We start from the raw sequence: 21,292 nt of genomic DNA, 5'->3' as shown, positions 1-21,292 counted from the left end.
GACAGCCTGGCCTCTCTTTTAGCCGCGAAACAGCGGTTCCGCCATGCCGGCCACGTCCAGCTCAACCGCGAAAATGTCTCCCGATTGCGGGTAACGTTCCCGATCTTCTTTACTGAGATTTTCTCGTGAACTGGTGATATACAAGGTCTTTAACTCGCTGCCGCCAAAGGCCACCATCGTTGGCCACTTAACCGGCAGCCTGATCTCATCGACGATTTCACCATTCTGAGGATGGATGCGCACAACCCGGCCGCCATCAAAGAGCGCCGACCAGTAAAAACCTTCGCTGTCTACCGCTGCACCATCGGGTAAACCGCCGCTGGCGTCAAAACGTCGAAAAACCTCCCGCTCGCCCGGTTCGCCCTGCGCATCCAACGGATAGCGGTAAAGCACTGCATTGGGCGTATCCGTGTGATACATCCATTGGCGATCGGCGGAGAATGCCACGCCGTTTGAGATCTTGATATCACGCGCTTTCACCTCAAGTTTCAGGTCTGGCGTCACACGGCACAGCAAACCGCCGTTTTTATCCTGTGGCTCCCACAAGCTGCCGCACCAGAAATTGCCCCAGGGATCGACACGTCCGTCATTGAACCGGCTTTTCTCCGCGATGCCGGGATTATCAGCCACTTTTTTCTGTGGTTTGCCCTGCTCATCCAGCAGCCACACGCCGCCGCGTAGCGCGGCAATGATACCGCCCTGTTCACGTAAGCCTATGCACCCAATCTCCTCCAGTTGAGGAAAGGTCGTCAGTTCGCCACTGAGGGGATCAAAACGATGAATCGCCGGTGCCAGAATATCAACGCACCACAATACCTGCTCCTTTACCGACCAAAGCGGGCATTCCCCTAACTCCGCCTGAAGTTGCAGAATATTTTTTACCTTATGAGCCATGTTTGCCTCCCTTTTCAGACCTGCTAATAATGTAGCTCCGATTTCCCCAACCGGTACAACGCTTTTCTTACTTGTTTTTAAGACAGGTCTTACGCATATTAGCGCTTATTCATCCTGTTCTGATTGGAATAGTCAGATTCTTTATTCACCACCGCCCATTTTGAAATATAAAGAAATAATTATCGAGGTAACTCTACACTGGCTACATGTTTACTCCACTATTTCAGCGTAATATTTTAAGCATCGAAAAAGTGGAGATGTCGTATGAAAGCATTAAGTAGCACGGTCCTGTCCACAGTATCAGCGGGTTATTTTATCAGCGGGTCAAAAATGATATCAGGGCAGAATAACGACAGGCGGCGACAGGAAAGGATGTCCGCCAGATATGAGAAAAACTGAAGGGCAAAGATTTCACACAGCATAATATAAAAAAGAAGGTGGGATTTAATCCCACCTCGTTTTATTCGTTAACTCTTCACCGCGTAATTACACTGATACCAGGTTTTCTTCAGGCCTGGTATTGTGCTGTCCTGAGCAGGCAGATCTTCTACCTTATCGAAACCCTTATCCATACAGTATTTCGCCACATCAATTTCCATGGCATCGCGATTAACTTTTGACGGATCGAAACGGTACTGTACCGTATTTGAGGACGTGTCTTCATCGACCCGCTCAAACGCCCCGGGTTTGCTGGCGGTACAGCCGCTCAGCAAAATAAGTGCCAGTGCACCAATAAGTGTTTTTTTCATTTTTCCCTCACATTTTGACGCAGTGTAAGGTGCTGCAAAATGCGTATCTATAGGAATAGTACGCGACTGTCGAGTATTTACGAAGTTTTACCAATTGATTCAATACAGGTAAACAGTTGGCATAATGTGCCATTAACCTGCGAATCTCCATCTAACGAGAAACAGTCAAAGCACAACACCAGGTATTACTCTACTAATAAGAAGCCTCTCAATTTAGCCCGCGTTAAGCGGGCTTTTTTTGCTTATCCCTCGCCGGAAAGCGCAATCATTCTACGAAGTAGGTTCGCGGCCTGCTTGTCCGGGAGTGCGAGAATGGCACTGTAAAGATCGATGGACATGGCGCACATTGAAGAGCGGTCTACTGCCGTATCTGCTGGCATATTGAGCTGCTGCAGCTTATCGCCCCATTTCTGGTAAAGGCGGTCAACAATATTCTTCAAATCATTCTGAGCCTGATCGCGATCCAGCGGCTGCTCTTCCGTCAGGCTGTTAAGCAGCAAATATTCAGTGGCTTCTGCCTCTTTTTGGTTCAGCGCGGCCGGCAGCGTTTCTGCCAGATTCACACCGCCTTTCACCTGCGGGTAGAGAAACTGGAAACAGAGGCCGGGATCGCGTTTATTCAGCGCCTGCATTTCTTCGACAGAAACGCCAATATAATTAACGATGGCATGATTTGACGCGCGCATCAGGCGCTGATTGATCACATCCGTCAGCCAGCCTCTCAGCTCGCCAACGGCCTGAATCATAGGTTCCCCTTCACGCAGTTTATGGGCGAGTTCGCGTGTCAGTAATTGCCACAGGGCTGGCTCCTGAGTACGCAATACCCGATAGACCGTTGCCTGCGCCATATAGTCCGCAGCCCGTTCGTAGCGTTTTTCCTGCTGTTGCTGCGGCAAAATCCACTTGAACAATAAAATATTCGACAGGATGAGCGGCAGGATAAACAAGACGATGCCCTGCCAGACGCGCAACCGGGTCGTTCTGACCAACATAAAAATGATAATCGCCAGCAGCACAAAGGCCACCAGCGTAATTAAAAGCAGGGAAGTCATACTACGTTGTTAATCCTTACGCACATCGTTGTTAATCCTTACGCACATCAATCAGTACCGGGCAATGCGCGCGTTCAACAACGGCCGCACTCACAGATCCTTTTAATAAACGGTTAAAGGGAGACAAATGGCGTCGCCCCATAATAATCATGCTGGCGTTTAACTGTTGCGACTGCGCCACAATCGTGTCCGCCGCTTCGCCGGCCAGTATCATGCCGCGCGCCTTGACTCCAGCCTGCAATAAGGGGGCCAGCGCATGGCGCACCACCATTTCAGCGGTGTTCTGTTCATCCTGAGCCGCGACAAAATCCGCCGGATCTTCCCCTGCATCAATATCGATAGGCTGGCTGCAGGATGAATAAGCGGGATCGATGCAGCATAACACCATCACTTCTGCACGATGTGCCAGCGCTTCTTCAATCGTCAGGGAAATCACTTTCTTCGCAACCGGGGTGTTATCAATAGCCATTAAGACTGTTTTCATCGGGACGTTATCCTTCGACAGCGGCGATTTTGCCAATTTCGCGAATCAGCGCCTGTTTACATTGCAGCATTTCCTCACGATAACGTGCCTCGTGTTTCTTAAAACGTGCCGTAGGCACCAGTAATGACACCGCAAAGCGGCCGAAGATTGTATCCAGCGCGAAAGCCATGGTTGAAACGCCTTCCAGCGTTTCACCGCGATCGTAGGAAATACTGGTTTTACGCACCTCGTGAATCATCTGCAAAAGCGCCCCCAGCGTTTTAACCGTTTTATCGGTCAGTTCGCGCCAGTCATCGCCTACCCTCGCCTGCACGTCGGCATCGCTTTCCAGCGCCAGCAACGCTCTGCCGCCTGAGGTGCTGTAAAGCGGCAGATCCAGTCCGATGCGCGGCACCACGCGCAGATCGCGTGACGCCACAACATAATGCACAACCGCCAGCTGTGAGCCGCTTGCGCGGGCCAGCGATACGGTTTCATTGGTATCGGCAGAGAGTTTTTCCAGCAGGGGTTTCACTAAATCCACCACATCCGTATTGACGCTGGACAGAAGTTTCAGCAAAGCCGGCCCCAGGCGCAGCCCACCAGCCCCGCTGCTTCGCACCAGCTCTGCGCTATCCAGCGCCGCCACGATACGTTGTACGGTGGAACGTGGCAGATTGACCACCTGCGCAATCTCTCCCAGACTCATGCCACCGGGATGTTCACCTAAGGCATTAAGAATTTTTGCCGCCCGGGCAATCACCTGAATGCCGCCCGTTTTTTCATCCTCGCGGCTGGATGATTGATGAGTCATAGCGTCGTCCTTTTTGAGCTGACTTACTGTAACCCGAAAAGCGCACGTTTTACAGCATGTACCGCATTGCAATACAGCATATTGCCATGTAATATCGCCGCACTGTATCGCATTGCAATACATTGAACCATAATAATGAGAGCACCTGCTATGACAACCCAGCCCGGCAATGCGCCGACGCTGCATCCCTTTACCCTGCGACTGGCATTAGGCCTGCTTGGCGTCTGGATCGCCGCACTAACGTCAGGCCTTAACGATCGGGTCAGTGATATCGCTTTGGCCGATATTCGTGCCGCGCTGGGCATCGACTACGACCAGGGTAGCTGGATTATTTCTGTTTATCAGGCCGCCGAAGTCGCCGCCATGATGATTGCGCCGTGGTTTGCCGTGACGTTTTCCCTGCGCCGTTTTTCGCTGATCATGTCCGCCGGTTTTTTATTATCCGGCGTGCTGCTGCCGCTGATGACGAACCCTGCTCTGTTTATTGCCTTTCGCGTCGTGCAGGGCCTGTTTGGCGGGGCGCTTCCCCCGATGCTGATGACCGTCGCGCTGCGATTTTTGCCCCCTCCGATTAAGCTTTATGGCCTGGGCGCCTATGCGCTTACCGCCACGTTTGGCCCGAACATGGCCGCCTCGCTGGCGGCCTTTTGGACAGATGAAGTCAGCTGGATGTTTGTGTTCTGGCAGGTTGTGCCCGGCATGCTGATTGCCCTCGTATTGATGGCCTGGGGACTCCCTCAGGATCCCCTGCGCACCGAACGGTTTCAGCAGATCGACCTGTTTGGCATGCTCACCGGCTGCAGCGGCATGGCGCTGGTCGTTCTGGTGCTCACGCAAGGCGAACGGCTCGACTGGCTGGATTCGCGACTCATTGCGGCCATGCTTCTTACGGCGTTGCCGCTACTGATTGTGTTTTTGATTAACGAGTGGTTTCATCCGCTGCCGCTGTTTAAGTTGCAGATGCTGAGGCGGCGTAATTTGATGCACGGCTTACTGGTACTGGCGGGCGTACTCATTGTGTCACTGTCCGGCTCGGCGCTGCCTTCAACCTATTTTGCTCAGGTTGAGGGGTTCCGTATTGCCCAGTTTGCGCCGCTGGCCTTAACCATCGGCTTACCGCAGCTGATTATCGCGCCCTTTATCGCCGCTCTGCTGAATATTCGCTGGATTGACTGTCGCTGGGTGCTGTCGCTCGGCCTGGGGTTGCTTATCGCCGCTTGTCTGCTTGGCATGCAGATCACCACTGGCTGGGCGAGAGACAACTTTTGGCTGATTCAGGCCTTACAGGCCGCGGGCCAACCAATGGTCATTTTGCCGGTCCTGATGAGCGCCACCAGCGTCGTTGCCCCGCCGGAAGGCCCGTTCGCCTCGGCGATGTTTAATACCGTGCGGGGATTCTCCAGCATCGCCGCCTCAACCCTGGTGTCATGGTTCGTCAGCCATCGTGAGCAATTTCACTCCAGCATCCTGATTAATCAGGCGGCCAGCAGACCCTGGCTGATGACGGCCCCCGACAGCGGCCAGGCCAGTGGCCGCTATCCGCTTCTGCCAGACGGCAGCGCAAGCTCTGTTGAAAACCTGCGCGCGTTCGCCACCCAGGTTAAGCACCAGGCGCTGGTGCTCGGCCTGAGTGATACCTGGCTGCTGCTGATCGGTTTTGCGCTACTGCTGTTGCTGATCACTGCTCTGCTACCCAAGCGGGTCTGGTCGCCACAAACCTTGATCCACTCTGCAACCTCCACGTCGGGATAACTGAATATGCGTGCTTTAGTAATGAGAAAAACCCTGCTGCTTTCACTGCTGCTGCTGGTTTTACTGGCGATGGCGCTGGCTGTCTGGACAGTCATGACCCGTAACGATTATCGTACCAATGATGCCTGGGTGAATGCTGATTACACCATCGTCGCGCCAAAAGTGTCCGGCTATGTCGCCCATATCGACGTGAAGGATAACCAGCAGGTGGCGGCGGGCGAACGCTTAGCCACGCTGGACGATCGCGATTATCGCGTGGCGCTTGAAAGCGCCGAAGCTGATTTGCAGGTCAGTGAAGCCAAACTGTTGAGCAGCCAGGCACAGCTGGAGCAACAGCAGTCAGTTATTGCGCAGCAAAAGGCCAGCGTCGCGGCCAGTCAGGCCACGGCTCAGTATGCCGGTCAGAGTGCTGAACGTTATAACCGCCTTTACAAAAGCGGTACGGTGGCTGCAGACGAGCAGCAAAAAGCCAGTTCTGCACAGCGTTCGGCCACGGCCACGGTGCGCCAGAGCGAAGCGGCGCTGGCTGCCGCCATTAAGCAGGTTGGCGTATTGCAGGCGGCCGTCAGGTCGTCACAGGCCGATGTCGCCGCAGCGAAAGCCAAGGTCGATCAGGCACGTCTGAATCTTTCCTACACCCGTATTGTGGCGCCGGTAGCAGGCATGGTGGGACAGCGTACGGTACGGCTGGGGGCCTGGGTTTCCGCTGGCACGCGTCTGCTGGCGGTTGTACCGCTGCAGCAAACCTATATCACAGCCAACTATCTGGAAACGCAGCTGAAAGATGTTCGCCCCGGGCAACCCGTGCGCATCAAAGTGGATGCGTTACCCGATCAGGTCTTTACCGGCCATGTCGACAGTATTGCACCCGCGACGGGCGCGACTTTCTCGGCGATTTCTCCCGACAATGCGACAGGCAACTACACTAAGATCGTTCAGCGCTTGCCGGTGAAAATCGTGCTGGATAAAGGCCAGCCGAATCTGGCCCAGCTACGTGTCGGAATGTCCGCCGTTCCGGAAATTAACACTCAGTAAAAAATGTGAACAAACTCTCAGAACCAAACTATTTCTTTTCGGTCTGAATACGCGTAGATTAGCCCCGATCCTGTACTGAGTTATTCAGTTCGTCCGGGAAACCGTTGACCGTTGACCTGAACGGCGGCCTTATCCCTTCTGTCCGCGTTGCGCTGGATCGGGATCGCCAATATCGTAACCGCTCAGAGGAGTTCGTGTGTGAAATATGCATTGATGGGAATTTCTTTCTTCGTACTGCTTTGGGTCGGCACCTTTGTGCTGATGCTGTAGTTTCTGCAAGCAGTCCGTAAGGGGCGACAGACGGTCGCCCCAGTGGCGTACTATATTTGTTCTTCCATGCTTTTCACGCTGCCTGGCAGAATGCCGTCAGCACGAAACATCGCTTTAATCCCTCTTACTGCCTGACGAATACGATCGCTGTTTTCAATCAGCGCAAAGCGGACATGTGTGTCACCGTAATCACCAAATCCCACGCCTGGCGAGACGCAGACTTTCGCCTCCTGCAGCATATGCTTGGCAAATTCCAGTGAACCGAGATGAGCGTAGTAGTCAGGTATTTTTGCCCAGACATACATAGAGGCTTTAGGAATATCAACCATCCAGCCCGCTTCGTGGAGCCCTTTTACCAGCACATCGCGACGGCGTTTATATTGCTCGGCAATATCACGCACGCATTGCTGATCCCCTTCCAGCGCGGCAATCGCCGCCACCTGCAAGGGCGTAAACGTACCGTAATCGTGATAGCTCTTGATACGCGCCAGCGCAGCGACCAGTTCTTTGTTGCCGACCATAAAGCCAATGCGCCAGCCTGCCATGTTGTAGCTTTTTGACAGGGTAAAGAATTCGACTGCCACATCGCGTGCGCCCGGCACCTGCATGATAGAAGGCGCTTTCCAGCCGTCATAAACGATATCGGCATACGCCAGATCGTGGATCACCAGGACGTTATACTGCTTCGCCAGCGCAATCACGCGTTCGAAAAAGTCCAGTTCGACGCATTGAGACGTCGGATTCGAGGGAAAGCCCAGTACCATCATCTTGGGTTTGGGATAGCTTTCCCGGATGGCCCGCTCCAGCTCATTGAAAAAATCAATGCCTTCCACCAGCGGTACAGAACGGACCTGGGCACCGGCGATCACTGCGCCGTAGATATGAATAGGATAACTGGGGTTAGGCACCAGCACCGTATCGCCGTGATCGAGCGTGGCCAGCATCAGGTGGGCCAGGCCTTCTTTGGAGCCAATCGTGACGATAGCTTCAGATTCCGGATCCATATCAACCTGATAACGCTCTTGATACCAGCGTGAGATCGCGCGACGCAGACGAGGAATACCCCGCGACGTCGAGTAACCGTGCGTATCTTCGCGTTGTGCCACCTGGCACAGTTTTTCGACGATATGAGGCGGCGTCGCCCCATCTGGGTTGCCCATTGAAAGATCAATGATGTCTTCACCGCGCCGACGCGCAGCCATCTTCAGTTCAGCGGTGATGTTAAAGACGTAAGGCGGCAGGCGTTCAATGCGTGAGAAACGACGGGTTGTGCTGTTATCAGCCATGATATCCTCTGGAAAACGTTAGCGCCCGGACCGTCCGAGCGACGCTGGTCACTGCGGTGACCACAACAAGAACATAACGTGCCAATAACAACTTTGTCGATAGGAGCAGAAAATTTTTTATATGTGCGGATGGATCCGCTCAAGCAGCCAGTCATTCACCCAGCGGTCATTTAACAGATAATTATGTTGTAGTGTGCGCTGTAGCGTGAAGCCATTTTTTTCCAAAATCCGACGTGATGCCCAGTTCCCCTCCACCACTATCGCCTTGAGTTTGAGGAAATCAGCATCAAACAAACACTCACACAGTGCCTCCAGGGCTTCACTGCCAAAGCCCTGGCCACAGTGGCGATGCAGCAGCATGTAGCCGATCTCGGCCTGGCGAGCAGGCTGCCACTCCGGCGTGCAACCCAATAAGCCAATGGCCTCTCCGCTATCGCGCCGCCTGACGACCAGACACAACATGTGAAAACTGCCCACCTGCCAGGGTGCCAGACGTTGGGTGAAACGTTCGCGGATATCATCTTCGTCGGGAATGTCACTCACCCACTTCATCGTATCGCGATCTTCGTGCACAGCCCTGAACAGTTGCCAGTCTTCAGGGCGTAATGTCGTAAGCGTCAAACGTGAGGTTATTACCTGCATACTCTACTCCCGAGCGATGGCTTAAACGAGGATAACGGCACGAATCACCTTGTCAGGCGTTCGCGCCCTGCCCCAAATTCAGCGAGGGGTAATCTGTTCCCCTTTAATGCACTCAACATTTCCTCTTTTCCCTGTTTTAGATAAATTGATCTAAAACATGAACAGCCGCGCAGACCGTCAGGCATGCTGGCGCATCATCATCACATTTTTTATCATAGCGTTCTTTAACATAGCTGAAGAGTCGCCCGTGACTTCACACTTTAACATGCTCCTCGCCGTCTTTGATCGTGCCGCGCTGATGCTGATCTGCCTGTTTTTTCTGACGCGAACCCGGCCTTTTCGTCAGCTGTTACAAAAGGATGAGCATACCTCGCTGGAAAAAGCCGCCGTCATTACGATCTTTTCCCTGTTTGCCTTATTCAGTACCTGGTCAGGCGTTAACGTGGAGGGATCACTGCTTAACGTGCGGGTGATTGCGGTGATGGCGGGCGGCATTCTCTTTGGCCCCTGGGTGGGGGTTGCCACGGGCGTGATTGCCGGCCTGCACCGTTTTCTGATTGATGTTCATGGCGTTACCTCTGTGCCTTGCCTGATCACCAGCATCATAGCCGGGATCGTCGCGGGGGGAATCAACCGTCGGGTGCAGCGCGAACGGCGCTGGTTGGTAGGGATTCTGGGCGGTATGTTTTGTGAAACTCTGACGATGCTGCTTATTGTGCTATGGGCCAAACCTGTCGCACTTGGGCTGGCGATTGTGTCTGAGATCGCCCTGCCGATGATTCTCGGCGCCTCCAGCATTGGCTTAATCGTATTGCTGGTGCAGAGCGTGGAGGGCGAGAAAGAGGCCATTGCAGCGCGTCAGGCCAAGCTGGCGCTGGATATTGCTAACCAGACGCTGCCGCTGTTCAGGCAGGTGAACAGCGATTCACTTCGGAACATTTGCGATATTATCCGGCGGGAAATCAAAGCGGATGCCGTCGCCATGACCAATAAACAGAAGATTTTGGCCTATGTTGGCTATGGCGAGCACAACTATCAGCACGGCGATGACGGCATCAGCCCCACCACGGCGCAGGCGATTCACAGCGGAAAAATCATCATCAAAAACAATGATGAAGCCCATCGGACAAAAGACATTCATTCAATGATCGTCATTCCACTGCGGGAAAAAGGACAGGTTACCGGCACCTTAAAAATCTACTATCGCCGTGCGTACCGTATTACGGGTTCACTAAAAGAGATGGCCGTGGGCCTGTCGCAGATTATCTCCACCCAGCTTGAAGTTTCCCGCACCGAGCAGTTGCGAGAGATGGCCAATAAAGCGGAACTGCGTGCACTCCAGAGTAAAATAAATCCGCATTTCCTGTTTAATGCGCTCAATGCGATTTCATCTTCTATCCGCCTTAATCCGGATACGGCGCGTCAGTTGGTCATTAACTTATCGCGTTATCTGCGTTACAACCTCGAACTGAATGACGATGAGCTGATCGATATTAAAAAAGAGCTATGGCAGGTAAAGGATTACATCGCCATTGAACAGGCTCGCTTCGGCGACAAGCTGACGATGATTTATGACGTGGATGAGGATTTGCATTTCTCGCTGCCCAGCCTGCTGATTCAGCCGTTGGTCGAAAACGCCATCGTGCATGGCATTCAACCCTGTAAAGGCAAAGGCGTGGTCACGCTGAGCGTGCGCGATTTGGGCGACCAGGTCCGCATTGCCGTGCGGGATACAGGACAAGGCATTAGCGATGAGGAGATCGACAAGGTCGCGCGCAACGACATGCCGGGCAATAAAATCGGTTTGTTAAACGTGCATCACCGGGTCAAATTGCTTTCGGGCCAGGGGCTGCAAATCGTGCGTCATCAACCCGGCACAGAGATTGCCTTTACGCTGGGCAAAAACGGACAGCCACTGGTGGGGAATCTTGCATGAAAGCCATCATCGTAGAGGATGAATTCCTTGCCCAGCAAGAGCTGAGCTGGATGATTCAGCAACACAGTAAAATTGAGATTGACGCCTGCTTTGATGACGGACTCGACGTGCTGAAATATCTGCAACAGCACCGGGTTGATGTGATCTTTCTCGATATTAATATCCCGTCTCTGGATGGCATGTTACTGGCGCAGAATATCCATCAGTTCGTTCACAAGCCGCTGATTGTCTTTATTACCGCCTGGAAAGAGCATGCGGTCGAGGCCTTTGAACTGGAAGCATTTGACTATATTCTCAAGCCCTATCATGAGTCACGTATTATCACGATGCTCAACAAGCTGGAAGCCAGCTGGCAACAGCAGCATGCGATTACCCAGGCACCGAGCGCGCAACATGCCCTCACAGTTAACCTGATCAAAGATGAGCGCATCATCGTTACCGACGTAAACGATATTTACTACGTTGAAGCCCACGAAAAATTAACCTTCGTGTACACGCGCCGTGAAGATTACGTGATGTCGATGAACATCAGCGAATTTTGCGCGCGCCTGCCTGAACAGCAATTCTTTCGCTGTCACCGATCGTACTGCGTCAACCTGAATAAGATCAGAGAGATTGAACCCTGGTTCAATAATACTTATCTGCTGAAGCTAAGGGACAAGGATTTTCAGGTGCCGGTCAGTCGTAGCAAGGTCAAAACCTTCCGGCTGCTCATGCGTTTGTAGAGGAATGGCGGAATGGACACAGCCCTTCCCACCGGGAAGGGCAACGGCAGGCATTAGATAATGCGGCCCAGCGTTTGGCGCAGGTGCGCGCCAGCGCCTAATAAACCGGGTTGATCGTGGGTAATCATATAGACCGGAATCGTGGCGACATAATCGCGAAAGCGCCCTTTGTCTTCGAAGGCCGCCCGGAAGCCCGACGATTTGAAGAACTCCAGGAAGCGCGGCACGATACCGCCCGCGATGTACACTCCACCGAAGGTGCCAAGGTTCAGGGCCAGGTTACCGCCGAAACGTCCCATAATCACGCAGAACAGCGACAGGGCACGACGGCAGTCGGTGCAGCTGTCAGCAAGCGCACGCTCGCTCACTTCTTTGGGCTTGAGATTTTCGGGTACGCGATGATCGACTTTCACAATCGCCCGATAGAGATTGACCAGCCCCGCGCCGGACAGAACGCGCTCGGCCGACACATGGCCTAGCTCTTCCCGCAACACTTCGAGGATTTGATCTTCTTCTTCGCTGTTGGCCGCAAAGTCAACGTGGCCGCCTTCGCCGGGCAGACTGACCCAACGCTTATCAACATGAACCAGATGACTCACGCCCAGCCCGGTACCCGCGCCGTAAATGGCCACAGGCTTATCCTTGACCGGCTCTTTGCCACCAAACTGAATAACATGTTCCGCACCCAGCATAGGGATGGCCATGGAAACCGCTGTGAAGTCGTTAATAATTTCCAGGTGTTCAAAACCGATGTTTTCTTTCAGCTTTTTGGTCGAAAATGCCCAGTCGTGGTTGGTCATCTCCACCCAGTCATCGGTAATCGGGCAGGCAATGGCGATACAACCGTCTTTGATATCCTGCTTTTGTTCATCAAGATAGTGGCGGATGACGGCTTCGAGGCTGTCGTAGTCTGATGTTGCGAATGTTTTGGCCTGGGAGATGCTGCCGTTTTCCACCTCACACAAAGCGAGACGGGCATTGGTGCCGCCGACATCGCCGACCAAGGCATAAGTTGTCATTCTTCTGGTGCTCCGCTTGGGGGTCTTAAAGAGTTGGAGGACACTATAAAATCCTGCCGATAAAACAACAACGCTCACCGAAGTTATTGGTGAGCGTCTGACTCGTGTGTGCAACAGCCTAACCGCGTTAGGCTGGCCTGCACAGAGGCAACTTTCCGAATCTCAACCGCCGTTGCGCTGGCTCAGGCAGGCTGAGACTTTGCGCAATAAAGGCGGCAGGTCATCTTTTTGCATCACCACTTCAATAAACGACAGCCTGCGCTGCTGTGTGAGCTGCGCCATCAGCGCCTGGAGCTGCACGGTTTCACTGATGCGCCAACTCTGCGCCTGGCACGCCAGGCTCATCGCCTGCGGCAGCGCTGTCCAGTTCCATTGGGCAATATCATTATAACGTTGCGCGGCGCCGTGAATCGCCCGCTCCACAGTATAGCCTTCATTATTTAGCAGAAAAATGAGGGGATGCTGTTGATCTCGCAGCATGGATCCTAACTCCTGGATGGTCAACTGGGCCGAACCGTCGCCTATAATCAGGATAACGCGCTGCCCGGAGCGGGCCGTTTGCGCACCAAACGCCGCGGGTAACGTATAGCCGATAGAGCCCCAGAGCGGCTGCACTAAAAGCTGTGCCCCAACGGGCAAGCGCAGAGATGCGGCACCAAATGCCGCCGTTCCCTGATCCGCCAGAATAATATCGCCAGGCTGCAGGAACCCCTGCATTGCCTGCCAAAAAGCAGACTGGCTGATAATGGCGGCATCGGGAACCGGCTCTGCCGCCCGTAGCGCACGCGCGGCCTGCCAGCCTGCCCCCAGGCGTTCGAAGACAGGCAGCAGCGCCTGCAATGCCTCTGCCATCGACAACGGGGCAAACGTCTGTCCCGCTACGCTTGCGCTGTGCGGCTGAATATCGATAAGTCGCGCCTGACTGAACTGCTGCGTAAAACCCGCCGTGATGGTGTCGGTAAACCGTACGCCAGCACAAATCGTCACGTCCACCTCTTCAATTTGCTGCCGCACGTCACCTTCACTGCCCTCACCGGCATAGGTACCGACAAAGCCCGGCTGCTGTTCATCCAGTACACCTTTACCCATTAACAACGTGGCGCAGGGAAACGCACGTCCTGCCCGTAAAGCCGCCAGCGCCGGCTGCTGTTGCCAGCGCTGGGCAAGAAAATCGGCGAGCAGCGAAACTCGCTTCGCAGGTGCCAGTAACCGCTCGGCCGCCTGCTGAAAGGCGATGCGCACCTCATCAGACGACGCGCTAGTGGGCATTAGCGGCTGTTCAGGCGCAGAGGTTTGCCGCTGTGCAACGTCAACCGGCAGCATTAAATAGCCCGGGCGATGCTGCTGGAGCGCAGTGAGTATAACCCTGTCGATTTCAGCCGTGGCATTGTCAGCCGTCAACGCTGCCGTTGCGGCGCTGACCTCCTTCGCCATTCGGATAAAGTGGCCGAAGTCCCCGTCTCCCAGCGTATGATGCACACAATCCCCCTGCTGCATCGCCTGGCTTGATGGCGCGCCCACGATGTGGATGACCGGCAGGTATTCGGCAAAGCTGCCCGCCAGACCGTTGATGGCGCTGAGTTCTCCTACGCCAAAGGTGGTCAACAAGGCGGCTGCGCCCGTGCAACGCGCGTAGCCGTCTGCGGCGTAAGCAGCGTTCAGCTCATTGGCGCATCCCACCCAACCTATATCCGGGTGCGCAATAACGCGGTCCAGAAACTGCAGATTGTAGTCACCCGGTACGCCGAACAAATGCCTGACGCCGCACTCCTGTAAGCGAGCCAACAGATAATCACCAACCGTAAAATCGGACATAGCGAATTCCTTTGAGGGGATTGTTCTGATAAGTATCTGACATGGCGAAAATTTGGCGAGAATGGCAACAAAATTAGCCGATGCATTGCATGGCAAGCCCGCGTTACGACCGTGCATTATTCCGTGAATATGCGACTTCACACGAATTAATACTGAGTGTAAGCGGATACACTGAGGCGGTTTTGGCATATTTATTTGTTTTTTACTCAGGACCTGACTATGACAGCTTTCCCTCATCCGGACCGATATCAGCATATGCAGTGGCGTCGCAGTGGGCGCAGCGGCCTGAAACTTCCCGCGATTTCACTGGGCCTGTGGCATAACTTTGGCGACAACACGCAACTGAACGTGAGCCGTCAACTGCTGCGCCACGCGTTTGACCACGGCATTACGCATTTCGACCTGGCGAATAACTACGGCCCGCCTCCCGGTTCCGCCGAAGTGAATTTTGGCCGCATCATGCGTGAAGATTTTCAGGCTCATCGCGATGAACTGATTATTTCGACCAAAGCCGGGTACACCATGTGGGAAGGTCCTTATGGCGACTGGGGCTCCCGAAAATATCTGGTCGCGAGCCTGGACCAGAGCCTGCGTCGGATGGGGCTGGAATATGTCGATATCTTCTATCATCATCGTCCGGATCCGGACACACCGCTAGAGGAAACCATGCGGGCGCTGGATCATGTCGTCAGGCAGGGTAAAGCGCTGTATGCGGCAATTTCAAACTATCCCGCGGAACGGGCGGCCGACGCGATGGCGATTCTGCGCGATCTGGGCACGCCGTGCCTGATCCACCAGCCTCGTTATTCGCTATTTGAACGTACACCGGAGCAGGGATTACTTCAGACACTGGATGCGCATGGAGCAGGCTGTATTGCGTTCTCGCCGCTGGCGGGTGGCGTGCTGACCGATCGCTATTTGCAGGGCATCCCGCAGGATTCTCGCGTTGCGAGCGACAGCAAATTCCTGAACGAAAGCCAGCTTACCGACGAAAAGATGGAAAAAGTTCGCAGGCTTAATGCTATTGCGCAACAGCGCGGTCAGAAGCTGGCACAGATGGCGCTGACGTGGGTACTGCGCGATCCCCGCATTACCTCGGTACTGATAGGCGCGAGTAAAACGGCGCAAATCGATGATGCCCTACAGATGCTGAGTCAGGCGCCCCTCAGGGATGACGAACTGGCCGCAATTGAGTCCGCGCTGCTGTAACCGCACCGCCTGGTTCGTCAGGCGGCTGCGCCAGAAAACTCTCAAACCTTGAGTTTTAACGGTTTTTCAGACGGCTTCCACAGGTTTCTCCGGCCTGGTACAGGCAAAATAGCATCTCAGCAGCGGAGACACGCTGCCGTCAGGAGAAAATCATGATCCGTGGAATCTTACTGGCTGCCGTTGTAGCCATGTCAATGCCGCTGGCAGTGCACACCGCCCAGGCCTCAGATACCTCCGTGCGTCTCGCGCCCGGCGTGACGCTTCATCTGGGCGATCGCGACCGCCGGGGTTATTACTGGGACGGTCACCACTGGCGTGAGCCGCGCTGGTTTAACGATCGCTATGCTTATAAAGAGCGTCGCTGGTGGCGACACGAAGCGTGGCGACGTCATCAACAGTGGGAACGCGAACGCCGCTGGCACGTTGAACGCCGCGACCACCATCGCTATCCTGAACGCTATCGTTAAAGCGCGCCTGTCAGCCCGTACGGGTTGGCAGGCCACCTGAGGTGATAGTGCCCGCTCTACTTCACTCTGGCCATGACAAAGCCATCCCAGCCCTTTTCGCCTACGGTTTGAATCGCCGTCGCGTCCAGCCGGGGATCGCTGGCAAGCAGCTGAAAAAATTCACGCACACCCTGCAAGTTGCAGTCTGTGGAAGTCGCCTCTGTTACCGCCCCGCCGCGTACAACATTGTCGGCAATAATGATCGTGCCCGGGCGCGCCAGAGTGACTGCCCAACGCAGGTAGTGCGGATTGTTTCGCTTATCCGCATCGATAAAGATCAGGTCGAACGGCCCCTGCAGTTGAGGCAGCACGTCCAGCGCTGCACCGAGACGCAGATCGACACGTTCGGAAAGCCCCGCGCGGTGAATGTTCTGCCTGGCAACCTGCGCATGATGGCTGTCAGCTTCAAGTGTGGTAATTTTCCCTTCCGCACCCAGCGCCTGAGCCATCCAGAGGGTGCTGTAACCGCCCAGCGTGCCAATTTCCAGCACGCGTGATGCATTAATCATTTTGATAAACAGACCGAGCATCTTGCCTTGCAGGGCAGAAACATCGTGCGCAGGCAGCCCCGCCTGACGGTTGGCGACAAGCGCGGCTTGAAAATGGCTACCGGCAGGAATAAGTTGCTGAGAAAAGTAGTCGTCGACCGCAGCCCATTTTGGCTGGTCTTCTGAAGGATAATCCGGTGTCCGCATCGTTCCGCTCCTGAATCAACAAGACAGAAGAAAATATAAACGGATGCGGATAAAGCTCAATGCAACAGGCTTTAAAAGCTAAAGATAGTCTGCCTGACGGGTTGTCAGGCAGCGGCATTACATTCCCATCATCTGGCCGATCAGCAGATAGGCGTTAAGACTCACCACCAGCACCACGATGACGCGGCCGGTGTTTTGCATCAGCCGCGAATTGACCAATGCCTCGCCCATCAGCTCACGGTTGCCGGTGAAGGCCAGCAGCGGAATGAGAGCCAGCGCGATACCGAAGCTCAGCAACACCTGACTCATGACTAACACGCGCGTAGGATCCCAGCCGGCCCAGATCACAATAAATGAAGGCACCATGGTTACTGCGCGTCGCACCCACAGCGGAATATAGAATTTTATAAATCCCTGCATGACCACCTGCCCGGCCAGGGTGCCCACCACGGTAGAAGACAGCCCCGCCGCGACCAGGCTTAAGCCAAACACCGTGGCGGCAGCGTGGCCCAGTAACGGCTGCAACGTGGTGTAAGCCTGATCGAGCTCGGCAATCCCACTGTGGCCGCTAAAATGGAAGGCGGCAGCGGCCGTGGCCATCATCGCCAGGTTGACAAATCCCGCAATGGTCATGGCAATAGCGACATCAAGCTTGGTGGATGAATAGCGCCGGGCCTGACTGTCACTGCTTTTTCCCTGGGTTAATGCGGAATGCAGATAAATCACGTGCGGCATAATGGTGGCGCCCAGCACACCCGCGGCAAGAAAGACCGCATCCGCGTTGGGCAGAGATGGCAGCGCCATGCCTGTCACCAGTTCACTGACCTTGGGCTGGGAGAAAAACAGCTCCACAATGTACGCTGCCGCCACAAACAGCAACAGGCCGCCAATCACCAGCTCCAGCGGCTTTTGCCCCCGGTTTTGCAGCATCAAAATAAGCACGGTGGCCACGCCAGTGAGCACAGCGCCCTGCATCAGGGACACACCCAACAGCAGTTTGAATCCCAGAGCTGCACCGATAAATTCTGCGAGATCGGTCGCCATCGCGATGATCTCCGCCTGCACCCAATAGAACCACACTGCCGGACGGGGAAAGCGATCGCGGATGTGTTCCGCGAGGTTTTTGCCCGTCGCGATGCCCAATTTGGCTGACATTAACTGAATAAGCATCGCCATGATATTGGCCCATACCACGACCCAAAGGAGCTGGTAACCGTAAGCAGCACCCGCCTGGATATTGGTCGCAAAGTTGCCCGGATCGATATAGCCGATAGCGGCGATAAAGGCGGGCCCCAACAGGGCGAGTTTCACTTTTCTTGCTCCGCGAGCGGCGCGCTCGGCGGCACGGCTTTCAAACATATTGGCTACCCTGTCGTTGGTTTACCTGTGCAGCTTAAAGCGGCACAGGCGCAAGTGAAATGCGGTTTTAATAATCAGTGTAATAGATAGTGCTATAATGTATAGCCATTGCTATACATCGGAGGTGCAGAAAGCGTCAAGGTCAGGCGCAATCCCCTTACTCTACGTGTTGTTTAAATTACAGACAATAGGTTTAAGTGAATATGATGTGAACAATTTGGTTACAGGGCGTGATCGGTGAGAGTATTCTGAGAAAATTGGCGATATTGAATACTTATATTGTGGTGGAGATCTCGTTTTTCGGTAAGCCGTTACATAGAATACGCAGCAAAATACAATCCTCCTCAAATTTGGAGCAATCATGTCCCATATTTTGCAGTTTCTTTTAGCACTAGTGGTCGTTGGCGTGCTGGCCCTGCTGGTCAGCCACGACAGAAAAAGTATTCGGGTTCGCTACATCGTACAGCTTCTGGTTATCGAGATCGTTCTGGCATGGTTCTTCCTGAACTCGGAAGCCGGTCTGGGATTCGTCAAAGGATTTGCCGGTTTCTTCGATCATCTTCTGAAATATGCCGCTCAGGGTACTAACTTCGTGTTTGGTAACATGAATGATAAAGGCCTGGCATTCTTCTTCCTGAACGTATTGTGCCCCATCGTGTTCATCTCAGCCCTGATTGGTATTCTTCAGCACTTCCGCATCCTGCCATGGGTCATCCGTGGAATTGGTACCGTGCTGTCTAAGGTCAACGGCATGGGCAAACTGGAATCTTTCAACGCCGTGAGCTCTCTGATTTTGGGACAGTCTGAGAACTTTATCGCGTACAAAGATATTCTGGGCAAAATGTCACAACGCCGTATGTACACCATGGCGGCCACAGCGATGTCGACGGTTTCCATGTCTATCGTGGGCGCTTACATGACCATGCTGCAGCCTAAGTATGTTGTCGCCGCACTGGTGCTGAATATGTTCAGTACCTTTATCGTGCTGTCGCTCATCAACCCTTACCGCGTTGACAGCGAAGAAGATCTGCAACTGCAGGATCTGCATCAGGGTCAGAGCTTCTTTGAAATGCTGGGCGAGTACATTCTTGCCGGTTTCCGCGTCGCCATCATCGTTGCGGCCATGCTGATCGGTTTTATCGCGCTGATTTCGGGCCTGAACGCGCTGTTTGACTTCATCTTCGGCGTGACCTTCCAGGGCGTGCTGGGTTATGTCTTCTACCCCTTTGCGTGGGTGATGGGCGTGCCATCAGGCGAAGCCCTGCAGGTTGGCAGCATCATGGCAACCAAACTGGTTTCCAACGAGTTTGTGGCCATGATGGATCTGCAGAAAATTGCCGGTCAGCTGTCACCGAACGCGGAAGGCATCCTGTCAGTATTCTTAGTCTCATTCGCCAACTTCTCGTCTATCGGCATCGTCGCTGGCGCCATCAAGGGACTCAACGAGGAGCAAGGTAACGTGGTTTCACGCTTCGGTCTGAAACTGCTGTACGGCTCAACGCTGGTCAGTGTGCTGTCTGCGGCGATTGCAGGCCTGGTACTGGCATTCTGAGTTCGCGTTTTGCCAACATTAAGGCGAGTCAAACGACTCGCCTTTTTTTGTCTCCATCCCATTCATAACCCCTTGCCCGCCAGAACCTGCGTGCCTGGCAAGAAAGTTGACCCCACCTGTCGCCCTGATAAATACTGCCCTTGTCTGCTGAGCGGAAGATCTTGCGGTTTATCACGCACCTCCGCATCGTTCAGTCGTCCACTGTGTTTGCTATGCAGGAGCCATTATGAGCCTGGATCCACAGGGTTTTATCCTTACCCTGCCCTTTGCAGACGTTCAGCCCGCGTTTCAGGCTGTCATCGACGATGCCCTGGCCCACCTGAGCGCTGACTATCAGGATAGCCTGCACAGCGTTTATCTTTACGGTAGCGTAGCGTCGGGAAACGCCGTTGAGGGTGCATCTGATTTGGACCTGTGCCTGATATTCAGCCATTCACCTGATCAGGCGCAGCAAAACAGCCTGGCCGCTCTGAAAAAGGCGCTGGCCGTAAAGCATCCGGTAGTCAGTAAAGTCGATTTTGATATCGGCACGCTCGATGAGGCCCGCGCGCCGGAGAACAGCCTTTCCTGGGGATTCTGGCTGAAGCACCATTGCCGCTGTCTCTATGGCCAGGATCTCTCTGTGCTTTTTGGGCTTTACAGGCCATCCCGCGCGCTGGCGTGGGCGATTAACCGCGATGTCACAGAGGTGCTGAGCGAGTATGCTACGCGTCTGTCCCGTGCCAGCCAGCCCTGGCAACAGCGGCCACTTCAGCGCGCGGCCGCCAGAAAACTGATTCGCGCCACCAATATGTTACGTAAAGATAGCGATACGGACTGGCCGCGCAGCCTTGAGGAGCACGTTGCGCGGTTCGTTGCGCGTTATCCGGCGCGTGAAGCGGCAATAGCCTTCTTTTTCGCAGAAAGTCAGGCACCACGGGCGACAGCTGAGGCGTTTATTCTACAACTTAATGACTTCCGTCGATGGCTGACGCAACAATTAGGCTGAATTCAGGCATAACACCGGGTGAGAAGCGCCTGCTGTGTTGCAGAAAGATAATGTTACAGAGGATAAGTCGCACAGGAACGCTATATAAGCTTGTATAGATTGGCGTAGAGAAATATCACGATGGCTGAGAAGCCAGAGATTTGGTGGAGATAAGCGGGATCGAACCGCTGACCTCTTGCATGCCATGCAAGCGCTCTCCCAGCTGAGCTATACCCCCACATCTGGAAATCATTTTTTCAGTACCAAACTTTTGGGAAGAAGTTTGGTGGAGCTAAGCGGGATCGAACCGCTGACCTCTTGCATGCCATGCAAGCGCTCTCCCAGCTGAGCTATAGCCCCGAACCGAAAAAACCGTCGTGTTAAGCGACGGACGGCATAATATGCAACCCCCCATGGAGTGTCAACGGCAAAATCACATTCTGTGTTTGATCGCTGAAAAAGACGGCAAACTCAGCGTGATGACGTGCGTTTGTTTCTCTCCAACCCTTGTTAACATCATGAAAGGAGCCTGATTGAAGAGTAACTTTTTAT

Annotated in this window: 20 protein-coding genes and 2 tRNA genes; 9 read left to right on the top strand and 13 right to left on the bottom strand. The window is 54.1% G+C overall.

Annotation, left to right across the window (positions count from 1 at the left end; translation table 11 throughout):
* Window positions 1-18 precede the first annotated feature (18 nt).
* The 5 genes from GKC68_RS06920 to GKC68_RS06900 form a co-directional block, all read right to left on the bottom strand.
* Window positions 19-894 (bottom strand): SMP-30/gluconolactonase/LRE family protein, encoded by an 876-nt coding sequence (locus GKC68_RS06920; RefSeq protein ID WP_028725077.1) that lies wholly within the window; start codon window positions 892-894, stop codon window positions 19-21.
* A 467-nt stretch (window positions 895-1,361) separates the two neighbouring features.
* The gene (locus GKC68_RS06915) at window positions 1,362-1,643 is read right to left on the bottom strand and encodes a lipoprotein (RefSeq protein ID WP_028725078.1); all 282 of its coding nucleotides are present in this window, start codon (window positions 1,641-1,643) and stop codon (window positions 1,362-1,364) included.
* A gap of 242 nt (window positions 1,644-1,885) precedes the next feature.
* Window positions 1,886-2,695 (bottom strand): hypothetical protein, encoded by an 810-nt coding sequence (locus GKC68_RS06910; RefSeq protein WP_028725079.1) that lies wholly within the window; start codon window positions 2,693-2,695, stop codon window positions 1,886-1,888.
* 31 nt (window positions 2,696-2,726) lie between these two features.
* On the bottom strand, window positions 2,727-3,179 hold the full coding sequence (locus GKC68_RS06905; protein WP_028725080.1) for a universal stress protein: 453 nt from the start codon (window positions 3,177-3,179) through the stop codon (window positions 2,727-2,729).
* 7 nt (window positions 3,180-3,186) lie between these two features.
* On the bottom strand, window positions 3,187-3,972 hold the full coding sequence (locus tag GKC68_RS06900) for an IclR family transcriptional regulator (protein ID WP_047715326.1): 786 nt from the start codon (window positions 3,970-3,972) through the stop codon (window positions 3,187-3,189).
* A gap of 150 nt (window positions 3,973-4,122) precedes the next feature.
* On the opposite strand from GKC68_RS06900, the gene GKC68_RS06895 reads away from it, so the two are divergent.
* The 3 genes from GKC68_RS06895 to ypdK all read left to right on the top strand — a co-directional run bounded on the left by GKC68_RS06895 (window position 4,123) and on the right by ypdK (window position 7,029).
* Window positions 4,123-5,724, top strand: a complete 1,602-nt coding sequence (locus GKC68_RS06895; RefSeq protein WP_342656698.1) for an MFS transporter — start codon at window positions 4,123-4,125, stop codon at window positions 5,722-5,724.
* 6 nt (window positions 5,725-5,730) lie between these two features.
* A complete protein-coding gene (locus GKC68_RS06890; RefSeq protein ID WP_028725083.1) occupies window positions 5,731-6,759 on the top strand; it encodes an HlyD family secretion protein in 1,029 nt (342 codons plus the stop codon).
* Between the two features lie 198 nt (window positions 6,760-6,957).
* Window positions 6,958-7,029 carry a membrane protein YpdK gene (gene ypdK / locus GKC68_RS06885; RefSeq protein ID WP_006120362.1) on the top strand — a complete coding sequence of 24 codons (72 nt, stop codon included), beginning with the start codon at window positions 6,958-6,960 and terminating at the stop codon, window positions 7,027-7,029.
* A gap of 50 nt (window positions 7,030-7,079) precedes the next feature.
* Here the strand turns inward: ypdK and alaC are convergent, their stop codons facing one another.
* Both alaC and GKC68_RS06875 read right to left on the bottom strand, forming a co-directional pair.
* Window positions 7,080-8,315, bottom strand: coding sequence for an alanine transaminase (gene alaC / locus GKC68_RS06880; RefSeq protein WP_342656697.1), 1,236 nt, complete (start codon window positions 8,313-8,315; stop codon window positions 7,080-7,082).
* Window positions 8,316-8,432: 117 nt separating this feature from the next.
* Window positions 8,433-8,957 carry a GNAT family N-acetyltransferase gene (locus GKC68_RS06875; protein ID WP_342656696.1) on the bottom strand — a complete coding sequence of 175 codons (525 nt, stop codon included), beginning with the start codon at window positions 8,955-8,957 and terminating at the stop codon, window positions 8,433-8,435.
* 265 nt (window positions 8,958-9,222) lie between these two features.
* Here GKC68_RS06875 and GKC68_RS06870 point away from each other — a divergent pair, with 265 nt between their 5' ends.
* Window positions 9,223-10,893, top strand: coding sequence for a sensor histidine kinase (locus GKC68_RS06870; RefSeq protein WP_342656876.1), 1,671 nt, complete (start codon window positions 9,223-9,225; stop codon window positions 10,891-10,893).
* Complete coding sequence (locus GKC68_RS06865) at window positions 10,890-11,618, top strand: LytTR family DNA-binding domain-containing protein (protein ID WP_028725086.1); 729 nt, start codon at window positions 10,890-10,892, stop codon at window positions 11,616-11,618. Before GKC68_RS06870 ends, GKC68_RS06865 begins: the two co-directional genes overlap by 4 nt.
* 53 nt (window positions 11,619-11,671) lie before the next feature.
* Here the strand turns inward: GKC68_RS06865 and glk are convergent, their stop codons facing one another.
* Window positions 11,672-12,637, bottom strand: a complete 966-nt coding sequence (gene glk, locus GKC68_RS06860; protein WP_015699787.1) for a glucokinase — start codon at window positions 12,635-12,637, stop codon at window positions 11,672-11,674.
* Between the two features lie 162 nt (window positions 12,638-12,799).
* On the bottom strand, window positions 12,800-14,452 hold the full coding sequence (locus tag GKC68_RS06855) for a thiamine pyrophosphate-binding protein (protein ID WP_342656695.1): 1,653 nt from the start codon (window positions 14,450-14,452) through the stop codon (window positions 12,800-12,802).
* Between the two features lie 219 nt (window positions 14,453-14,671).
* Here GKC68_RS06855 and mgrA point away from each other — a divergent pair, with 219 nt between their 5' ends.
* The gene (gene mgrA, locus GKC68_RS06850; protein ID WP_028725088.1) at window positions 14,672-15,661 is read left to right on the top strand and encodes an L-glyceraldehyde 3-phosphate reductase; all 990 of its coding nucleotides are present in this window, start codon (window positions 14,672-14,674) and stop codon (window positions 15,659-15,661) included.
* 152 nt (window positions 15,662-15,813) lie between these two features.
* Complete coding sequence (locus GKC68_RS06845; RefSeq protein ID WP_342656694.1) at window positions 15,814-16,128, top strand: DUF2502 domain-containing protein; 315 nt, start codon at window positions 15,814-15,816, stop codon at window positions 16,126-16,128.
* 56 nt (window positions 16,129-16,184) lie between these two features.
* Here GKC68_RS06845 and GKC68_RS06840 read toward each other — a convergent pair whose 3' ends face one another.
* Window positions 16,185-16,862, bottom strand: coding sequence for an O-methyltransferase (locus GKC68_RS06840; protein ID WP_342656693.1), 678 nt, complete (start codon window positions 16,860-16,862; stop codon window positions 16,185-16,187).
* A gap of 117 nt (window positions 16,863-16,979) precedes the next feature.
* Window positions 16,980-18,221 (bottom strand): Nramp family divalent metal transporter, encoded by a 1,242-nt coding sequence (locus GKC68_RS06835; protein WP_013026627.1) that lies wholly within the window; start codon window positions 18,219-18,221, stop codon window positions 16,980-16,982.
* Between the two features lie 361 nt (window positions 18,222-18,582).
* On the opposite strand from GKC68_RS06835, the gene GKC68_RS06830 reads away from it, so the two are divergent.
* Both GKC68_RS06830 and GKC68_RS06825 read left to right on the top strand, forming a co-directional pair.
* Window positions 18,583-19,773 carry a NupC/NupG family nucleoside CNT transporter gene (locus GKC68_RS06830; RefSeq protein WP_013026628.1) on the top strand — a complete coding sequence of 397 codons (1,191 nt, stop codon included), beginning with the start codon at window positions 18,583-18,585 and terminating at the stop codon, window positions 19,771-19,773.
* Between the two features lie 226 nt (window positions 19,774-19,999).
* The gene (locus tag GKC68_RS06825; protein WP_221611627.1) at window positions 20,000-20,761 is read left to right on the top strand and encodes a nucleotidyltransferase domain-containing protein; all 762 of its coding nucleotides are present in this window, start codon (window positions 20,000-20,002) and stop codon (window positions 20,759-20,761) included.
* Between the two features lie 141 nt (window positions 20,762-20,902).
* Here GKC68_RS06825 and GKC68_RS06820 read toward each other — a convergent pair.
* Window positions 20,903-20,978: transfer RNA gene (locus GKC68_RS06820), tRNA-Ala, on the bottom strand.
* Between the two features lie 46 nt (window positions 20,979-21,024).
* Window positions 21,025-21,100: transfer RNA gene (locus GKC68_RS06815), tRNA-Ala, on the bottom strand.
* Window positions 21,101-21,292 lie beyond the last annotated feature (192 nt).

Source organism: Pantoea sp. RSPAM1, from assembly GCF_038816185.1.
Lineage (GTDB): Bacteria > Pseudomonadota > Gammaproteobacteria > Enterobacterales > Enterobacteriaceae > Pantoea > Pantoea ananatis.
The sequence above is the reverse complement of the archived record's forward strand: the minus strand, read 5'-3'. Positions and strand labels throughout refer to the sequence as shown.

Bases quoted from the DNA above. Each gene is read 5' to 3' on its own strand.
- GKC68_RS06895 (WP_342656698.1), top strand. From the start codon at position 4,123: ATGACAACCCAGCCCGGCAATGCGCCGACGCTGCATCCCTTTACCCTG.
- alaC (WP_342656697.1), bottom strand. From the start codon at position 8,315: ATGGCTGATAACAGCACAACCCGTCGTTTCTCACGCATTGAACGCCTG.
- GKC68_RS06900 (WP_047715326.1), bottom strand. From the start codon at position 3,972: ATGACTCATCAATCATCCAGCCGCGAGGATGAAAAAACGGGCGGCATT.
- GKC68_RS06920 (WP_028725077.1), bottom strand. From the start codon at position 894: ATGGCTCATAAGGTAAAAAATATTCTGCAACTTCAGGCGGAGTTAGGG.
- glk (WP_015699787.1), bottom strand. From the start codon at position 12,637: ATGACAACTTATGCCTTGGTCGGCGATGTCGGCGGCACCAATGCCCGT.
- GKC68_RS06835 (WP_013026627.1), bottom strand. From the start codon at position 18,221: ATGTTTGAAAGCCGTGCCGCCGAGCGCGCCGCTCGCGGAGCAAGAAAA.
- GKC68_RS06855 (WP_342656695.1), bottom strand. From the start codon at position 14,452: ATGTCCGATTTTACGGTTGGTGATTATCTGTTGGCTCGCTTACAGGAG.
- GKC68_RS06845 (WP_342656694.1), top strand. From the start codon at position 15,814: ATGATCCGTGGAATCTTACTGGCTGCCGTTGTAGCCATGTCAATGCCG.
- GKC68_RS06865 (WP_028725086.1), top strand. From the start codon at position 10,890: ATGAAAGCCATCATCGTAGAGGATGAATTCCTTGCCCAGCAAGAGCTG.
- mgrA (WP_028725088.1), top strand. From the start codon at position 14,672: ATGACAGCTTTCCCTCATCCGGACCGATATCAGCATATGCAGTGGCGT.
- GKC68_RS06915 (WP_028725078.1), bottom strand. From the start codon at position 1,643: ATGAAAAAAACACTTATTGGTGCACTGGCACTTATTTTGCTGAGCGGC.
- GKC68_RS06825 (WP_221611627.1), top strand. From the start codon at position 20,000: ATGAGCCTGGATCCACAGGGTTTTATCCTTACCCTGCCCTTTGCAGAC.
- GKC68_RS06905 (WP_028725080.1), bottom strand. From the start codon at position 3,179: ATGAAAACAGTCTTAATGGCTATTGATAACACCCCGGTTGCGAAGAAA.
- GKC68_RS06890 (WP_028725083.1), top strand. From the start codon at position 5,731: ATGCGTGCTTTAGTAATGAGAAAAACCCTGCTGCTTTCACTGCTGCTG.
- GKC68_RS06875 (WP_342656696.1), bottom strand. From the start codon at position 8,957: ATGCAGGTAATAACCTCACGTTTGACGCTTACGACATTACGCCCTGAA.
- GKC68_RS06840 (WP_342656693.1), bottom strand. From the start codon at position 16,862: ATGCGGACACCGGATTATCCTTCAGAAGACCAGCCAAAATGGGCTGCG.
- GKC68_RS06830 (WP_013026628.1), top strand. From the start codon at position 18,583: ATGTCCCATATTTTGCAGTTTCTTTTAGCACTAGTGGTCGTTGGCGTG.
- GKC68_RS06910 (WP_028725079.1), bottom strand. From the start codon at position 2,695: ATGACTTCCCTGCTTTTAATTACGCTGGTGGCCTTTGTGCTGCTGGCG.
- GKC68_RS06870 (WP_342656876.1), top strand. From the start codon at position 9,223: ATGCTCCTCGCCGTCTTTGATCGTGCCGCGCTGATGCTGATCTGCCTG.